Raw genomic sequence first — 6,251 nt, 5'->3', positions numbered from 1 at the left:
GTCGATCCCTTCGGCGATCAAATGATGGTGGTCGGTCGACTTTCACCACAGGCAGCTAAAGGCCCCGCGCTACGAGTATGGGGAGGCCCCGCGCTGTAGATACGTTGCACCATCGCAACTCGGGTCCCGACATTTCCAGGTGTGTAAGCGCGCGAGCCGCGGTCTCAGGACGAGGCGCTACGAAACACCCCGCTGTGCAGCCCCTGCACCGGTGTCCTCGTCTCTTGGGACCACCACTCCACGAGCTGGCGGAGTCCTGCTTCTAGCGACACGGTCGCCTTGAAGCCAATCTGGCGCTCCGCCTTCCGAACGTCGGCCAGGCGCCGCCGGACAGGGTTTGCCTTCTGGGCGGGCCCATACTCGGGCGGTAGGTCGACGCCCATCACGCGGCCCAGGGTGGCGGCCAACTCGGTCAGGCTGGTCTCGGTTCCGCTGCCGATGTTGAGGACATCGTCGGTGATCGATGAGCTCGCCGCGATCAAATTTGCCCGCGCCGTGTCCGTGACGAACACGAAGTCCATCGTCTGCGCGCCGTCGCCGAGAATCAGGCAGGGCTGCCCTTTCGACAGGCGCTCCATCCACCGGATCATCACCTCGGTATAGACGCCGAACGCGTCCATCCGCGGGCCGTACACGTTGAAGTAACGCAGCGCCACGTAATTCAGCCCGTGCATCTCGTGAAAGCTGCGGAGGAGCCCCTCGTTGTACGTCTTGATGGCGCCATAAATGGTCCGGTTGCCGTAGCCGTGGTGCCGCTCGTCGGTGGGGAACTCCTCGGCCTGGCCGTAGGTGGACGCCGAGGAGGCGGAGACCACGCGCTTGACACCGGCCGCCACAGCGGCCTCCAGGATGTTGAAGGTGCCCGTCGCCAAGACGTCGTGCGCAAGCCTCGGGGTCTCGGCGCATTGCGTGATGCGAATGGCCGCTTCATGAAAGAGAATCTCGATGCCCTCGAGGGCACGCCGCACCAGATCCCGGTCGCGAATGTCGCCTTCGAGGAGCGTCACCTTGCCGGAGGCCATCGCGGACGCGAGGTTCTCGCGCCGGCCGCGGGTCAGATTGTCGAGGACGACAATTTCTTCGATGCCCTCGGCGACGAGTCGATCGGCGATATGTGATCCGATCAGACCTGCGCCACCCGTAATCAATGCCCGCTTGTACTGCATCGGTTCATTTCCCATAGATCCCTGGTCTTGGCACACGCGGTCGGTCGTAGCGCAGGCCTTTAGGCCTGCCTATGCCGCATGGCAGGCCTAAAGGCCTGCGCTACGGCGTTCGAGCGGGCGCATTTCTCAGCTTGGCGACCTCTCGCGCGGATACGGCGTCAGCATTATTACCGAAGTTCTGTCGGACGTAGCTGGCCACCTTGGCGATCTGCTCGTCGGTCAAGAAGCCATGCCCCGGCATTGGCGTATTGTATCGCTCACCTCGTACCTCGATGGGCTCATCCAGTCCGTTTAGAATCACGGCAACCAACCGCCGTTTGTCGCCGGTGACCCACTCGGCTCCCGCGACGGGGGGGAAGCGGCCCGGAGCGCCCTTTCCGTCCCGCTGATGGCAGGCCGCACAGTACATGTTGTAGATGGCCTCACCTGCCAGCGTGACGCCTCGCTCGAGGTCGTCCTTCTCTTGGTCGGGCGTCCGGACATTGACGGCCGTGCGCTTCTCCCGTTCCATCGCTGCTCGCTGTGCAGCGCCAAACGATTGCCGATCTCCTTTGTACATTACGCGCCAGATCGTCCCTCGGATCGAGTCGCTGATGTACAGGGACCCGTCCGGTCCCAGGGTCAGCCCCATCGGCCGGTGAATCGCGTCGCCCGTGTTGACGATTGGATCGACGCCGGCGAACCCATTTGCGAAGACTTCCCAATCGCCAGACGGCCTGCCGTCCTTGAACGGGACGAACCCAACGAAATAGCCGGCCTGCGAGTAGGGGTTCCTGATGGTAGAGCCATGGAAGGCAATGAATGCGCCGTTTCGATAATGCTCCGGAAACTGATCGCCACGGTAGAACTGCAGCCCGTTCGGCGCAAAGTGGCCGGGGAATCCGACCAGCGGTCGATCGAACTCACTGCACCTCCCTATCGTCGCGCCGTCCCCGCCGTACTCGGGTGCCAGCACCTTCGCGTCTCGCCGGTAGTCGTGATAGCAGTAGGGCCAACCGAAATTGGAACCGTCGGTGACACGGATGAACTCCTCCGATGGGAGGACGGCGCTCTGCCACCGCGAGAAGAGCTCGGGCCAGAGCCGGAACAGGTGATCGCGCCCGTGCATCACGACGTAGAGCTGCTGGTCCACGGGGTTCCAGTCCATGGCGACGACGCTTCGTATCCCGGTTGCGTACTTCTCGCCGTCGCGCTGCCTTTGGTCGAGCCTATTGGCGTCGAAGCGCCAGATCCCCCCGTGCTGGTCGAGATTCGGGCACGGATCGAGGCCGGACACGCCCGGCGTTCGATTCGGCTCCTGGCAGGCGTCGGTTGGTGCGCCAAACGCCACGTACATATTGCCCTGGTCATCGAAGGACAGTGGCTTTGCGATGTGCTCGTGCGATCCGTGCTCGTGGTCGTCGATGAGCACGACTTCCCTCTCGCCCGCCGGCAGCAGGTCGTCGGGTGTGAGCCGCTGCCGGTAGACGGTGAGGTCGGTGCTGAAATAGAGAAAGCCGTTATAGAGCGCGACGCTCGTGTGATAGCTACCGATGTCATCGAGGACGCCGAATCGCTCGATGATATCGGCCTTGCCGTCGCCGCTCGTATCGCGCAGGGCAACGAGCGTCCCATCCTTGTACGATCGCCGCAGCTTGACGTAGACATCACCATTATCGTTGAGGACGAGATGTCGCGCTGGTCCGATCTCGTCCGCCACGACCACCGCCTCGAACCCCTCGGGCAGCCGTAAGCCGCCATTGTCTGGATCGCCGGCGGGAAGCTCGGCAGCTCGCCTGTCGGAGCCGCAGCTGGTGAGCGAGCAGAACAGCAAGAAAAAGGTGAGGAGCGACGCCGCTTGGCGAGCTCGAATTCCAAGAATGTGCATACACAGTCGTCCGAAACGAGAAGGCTTCTCCGGTGAAGCCGCGCAGAGCATTATGGCAGATACGACTGTTCTTCTTCCGCTGGCCCCGGGGTTAGGTAAGGGTTAGGTAGGGCCGCCTCGCCGAGGTGGCCGTTACCTCGCGTTCGGCGTACGCGACCTCGAAGTATCATCCCTTGAATGGAGGCTCTTCCCTTTAGAGCGACGCTGACCGGGGCGCCCTACGAGACGCTCGGCCGGCTGCCGGTGGCCGTGGTGCTGGACTGCGTGCGAAGCGTCTACAACGTCGGCGCTTTCTTCCGGACGGGCGACGCCGCCGGAATCGAGCGGCTCTACCTCACCGGCTACACTGGCTACCCGCCGCATCGCGGCATCGCCAAGACGGCGCTCGGAGCCGAGGCCACGCTGCCATGGGAGCGGCGCGACCACGCGGTGCCCCTCGCCGCCGAGCTTTGCGAGCGCGGCTGGGAGATCGCGGTTATCGAAACGTCCGTGTGCGCCGTTGATCTGTACGACTGGCGGCCGGTCTTTCCCGTGTGCTTGATCTTCGGCAATGAAGTGGACGGCGTGGATCCGTGCCTGGCCGAGACCGCAGACGTCCACGTTCGGGTGCCGATGCTTGGGCGCAAACAGTCTCTGAATGTCGCGGTGGCCGGGGGCGTCGTGCTCTTCGAGCTGCTCCGAAAGTACCGAGCGTCGACGGTATACGATCCGAGCACAGGGACCTGAATCAATGTCGCCCCGAACCGTCGTCCTGCGTGAAGTAACCGACCAACTCATTGCGCTTGGGGTACAGCGTGGGGGCATCCTCGTCGTGCACACGGCGTTCTCGAAGGTCGCTCCTGTTGAAGGCGGGCCGCAAGGTCTGATCGCGGCACTTCGGGAGGCGCTGGGTTCCGCGGGTACGCTCGTCATGCCCAGCATGACTGACGATGATGATCACCCCTTCGATCGGGAAGACACCCCGTGCCTGGGGATGGGTGTCGTGGCCGATACATTCTGGAGGATGCCGGACGTCCTCCGCAGCGACAGCCCGCATGCGTTCGCGGCGACCGGGCCGCAGGCCGAGGACGTCACTGCGGCGCATCCCATGGACATACCGCACGGTCTAGAGAGCCCGGTTGGCCGCGTCTATGAGCTCGACGGCCAGGTCTTGCTGCTCGGGGTCGGCCACGACGCGAATACCACGATCCATCTCGCCGAGAATGTGGCCGGTGTGGGGTATCGACGGCCGATGCACTCGACGGTCGTCGAGGGCGGCAAGCCCGTGCGGTACGACTACGACGAGATTGACCACTGCTGCCGGCGCTTCAATCTCTTGGACGGGTGGCTCGAAGCGGAAGGGCGCCAGCGTCGCGGCACTGTTGGGCACGCAGAGGCCCGCCTTGCGCGCTCGCGTGACATCGTGGAGGCTGCTCTAGCTCGCCTGCAGGAGGAAGAAACGGTGTTCCTCCATCCCGCCGGGTGGTGCAACGAGTGCGACGAGGCAAGAGCAAGCCTCGGGCCTGCCGCTTCGGGCTAAATGCGTGCTGGTCAAGCGCGCTCAGTCGACACGATGCGCGGCTAGCCACTGCTCATGTCCCACCCCAGATGGAAGCTTTCTTGGCCCAACTCGTTTCTTGATATCGCTGGCGGAAGTGATCGGTAGTCTCCGCAAGCGCTGCTGCATCTCCGCTCTCTTTGTACTTCGCAGCGTTTCCCAAACATCGAGTATACCGTCGCCGGTTCTCATTCGCGATGGGCTCCTGATACACTGCGCCCGTCCTGAATGCAGAGACGAACGTCTCGCGGCGTGGCGTCACGCAGCGCGTTCGTGAAGGAGGGCCAGCATGCAGCGTCGCGAAGCCTTGCGAAGACTCACTGCCACTACCCTGACGGGCGCGGGCCTCATGGCCGCCCGCTCGCCGCTTGCCGAGGTCTGGGCCCAGGAGGAGGCCACCTCGCTGCGGGGAATGCCCACACCGACGATCACCGACATCCAGACGATCCTGACCGCCCCAAACCGCATCCGCCTCGTTGTCGTGAAGGTGCTGACGAGCGAGCCCGGCCTGTACGGCTGGGGCTGCGCCACCTTCACCCAGCGCGCGCTCGTCGTCAAGACGGCCATCGACGATTACCTGAAGCCGTTCCTCGTCGGCAGGCGGGTCGACGAAATCGAAGACATCCATCAGGCGTCGTACGTGAGCTCGTACTGGCGCAATGGCCCGGTGCTGTTCAATGCCATGAGCGGCGTGGACATCGCTCTCTGGGACATCCTCGGCAAACGGGCAAACCTGCCGCTCTATCAGCTGCTTGGCGGCAAGGTGCGGCATGGCGCGGACTGTTACTACCACGCGAGCGGCGGCGATTTCCAAGAAGTGGAGGACAACGTTCGCAAGGGGATGTCGCTCGGCTTCCGCCACGTGCGCATCCAGGGCGGCGTCCCAGGCCTGGCCACTTATGGTGCCCGGAGCGCCGGCGCACAGAAGCGCACAGGGGGGCCGGCGGGGGAAGCCATCGGCCCGATGAACCCGCAGCGCGTCTGGGAGTCGGCCCCCTACGTGCGCATGCTCCCGAAGCTGTTCGAGCACATCCGCGGCAAGGTCGGCGACGAGGTGGAGCTGCTCCACGACGTGCACGAGCGTATCCAACTGAACGAGGCCATCAACCTCTGCAAGGCGCTCGAGCCCTATCGACTCTTCTTCCTGGAAGATCCGTTTCCGCCCGAGGACAACGCATGGTTCCAGCAGCTCCGGCAGCACACGAGCATCCCGATTGCGATGGGCGAGCTCTTCAACACCGTTCAGGAATACCTGCCGCTCATCTCGAATCGCCTCATCGATTTCATCCGCATCCACATCTCACAGATTGGCGGCCTCTCGCCTGCGCGCAAGGTGGCGGCGCTCTCGGAGTTCTTCGGGGTGCGGACAGCGTGGCATGGCCCCGGCGATGCGTCGCCGGTCGCGCATGCGGCACAGCTCGCCCTGGAGCTGTCGACGCACAACTTCGGCATCCATGAGGGCGGCAACTTTCCGCCCGAAACGCGCGAGGTGTTCCGCGGCGCGCCGGTGCAGAAGGATGGCTACATGCTCGCGAGCGACACGCCGGGACACGGCGTCGACGTGGACGAGAAGCTCGCGGCGAAGTTCCCGTTCCCGGCCGGTCCGCCGAACTTTGAGTACAACTGGGGCACCACCCGCCGCCGCGATGGCACGATTATCCGGCCGTAAGAAAAGGAACCG

General features: G+C 64.1%; 5 protein-coding genes. 3 read left to right on the top strand and 2 right to left on the bottom strand.

The window, feature by feature from the left end; all coding sequences use genetic code 11:
• Window positions 1-164 precede the first annotated feature (164 nt).
• Window positions 165-1,166, bottom strand: coding sequence for an SDR family NAD(P)-dependent oxidoreductase (locus GEV06_22045; protein ID MPZ20571.1), 1,002 nt, complete (start codon window positions 1,164-1,166; stop codon window positions 165-167).
• Between the two features lie 100 nt (window positions 1,167-1,266).
• A complete protein-coding gene (locus GEV06_22040) occupies window positions 1,267-3,033 on the bottom strand; it encodes a c-type cytochrome (GenBank protein MPZ20570.1) in 1,767 nt (588 codons plus the stop codon).
• A gap of 177 nt (window positions 3,034-3,210) precedes the next feature.
• On the opposite strand from GEV06_22040, the gene GEV06_22035 reads away from it, so the two are divergent.
• From GEV06_22035 to GEV06_22025, 3 genes are all read left to right on the top strand, one after another.
• A complete protein-coding gene (locus GEV06_22035; GenBank protein ID MPZ20569.1) occupies window positions 3,211-3,759 on the top strand; it encodes a TrmH family RNA methyltransferase in 549 nt (182 codons plus the stop codon).
• Between the two features lie 4 nt (window positions 3,760-3,763).
• Window positions 3,764-4,552: an AAC(3)-VI family aminoglycoside N-acetyltransferase gene (locus GEV06_22030; GenBank protein MPZ20568.1), complete on the top strand. Its 789-nt coding sequence runs from the start codon at window positions 3,764-3,766 to the stop codon at window positions 4,550-4,552.
• Between the two features lie 307 nt (window positions 4,553-4,859).
• Entirely contained in the window at window positions 4,860-6,239 is a 1,380-nt protein-coding gene (locus GEV06_22025) for a starvation-sensing protein RspA (GenBank protein MPZ20567.1), read from the top strand.
• Window positions 6,240-6,251: the final 12 nt, after the last annotated feature.

Origin of the sequence: Luteitalea sp., assembly GCA_009377605.1 — a bacterium.
Classification (GTDB): domain Bacteria; phylum Acidobacteriota; class Vicinamibacteria; order Vicinamibacterales; family Vicinamibacteraceae; genus WHTT01.
Note: the sequence above shows the minus strand (reverse complement) of the source record. Positions and strands in the feature narration are given on the sequence as shown.